This is a genomic window from Pantoea sp. Mhis, assembly GCF_009830015.1.
In genome coordinates this window covers 1-1,089 of the sequence record NZ_SZZX01000017.1, presented here as the reverse complement: position 1 = coordinate 1,089, position 1,089 = coordinate 1, and the positions used below count along the sequence as shown (strand labels likewise).

Here is a 1,089-nt window from a genome sequence, read left to right as displayed (position 1 = left end):
TTTCATATTGATAATCATTTAAGCGATGAATTAAATAACGATGAAGTGCTAATGTATACAATTGATATTGTAGATCATAACGATGTTTAATCATTGTTTTTAATATTATTTGTTGTTTATAAGATGCATAATTATCACCTAATTTATTGGATTTATAGTCCAATAAATAGTATTTATTTTGCCATCTAAATACCAAATCAATAACCCCTTTAAACATACCTTGCAATTCAATATGATTAAGGGGAGGAGAAACGTAAGATAATGAATCATTGTTTTGCATGATTATATTAAGTTCTTGTGTCTTCAATAATTTATTAATTGGTAAAATAAAAGGTATCTCTATTAATCGATCGGATTGTGGTATTCTAGATAAAGTAATACCATGATTATTTAATGGAGTATTAAGAATACGAGTGATCCAATTACTAAGCATTGTTTTCCAATATACAGGATAACTATATTGTTTTAGATGATGAATGATTTTATCTATAGAAGAAGATCGCATTGAATCAATTGATTTAAATAAGCTATGTAAAAAAGCACCACTTCTTACGCCGCATGGGAAATTGTGTGGCATTAATGATTTAGAATGGTCTATATTATTGGATAATAATGAATCTACATTAAGTTGTGGACTGCTGCTAATATCTATTATCTTATCATTACTGTGATAGTTTAGTAAATCAGTATAACTAGTAATTTTCCAAGAATCAATTAACTTTCGCGTTATCTTACGTACACCTAGTACATTTTTATTTGTATTTTTTTGTTGCCAATGTTCATTAATACTTAGTTTCTGACTTAAAATTATATCAACTGTTTCATTTTCTATTTGTTTTAATAATTGGATTAATTCTTGATTATTCATTTGCTTACCACATTGTAATAAATAACCAATAGCACTATGATGAAGATCAGTTGTCCCATGTTTTTTGCGATTACCATAAAAAATTGGTGAAAGTCCTATGTTACAGTGATAAATTGAACGTGTTAATGCTACATATAATAAACGTAAATCTTCTGCTAATCTATTTTGATTAGATAACATATCAGTGTTATTATCTTTTAGATTTAAGATCGGATTTAAAT

Annotated in this window: 1 pseudogene; it reads right to left on the bottom strand. The window is 26.5% G+C overall.

Annotated elements, in window-relative coordinates:
- Positions 1-1,089: pseudogene (gene recB, locus FD727_RS04030) on the bottom strand (exodeoxyribonuclease V subunit beta); the annotation flags it as partial.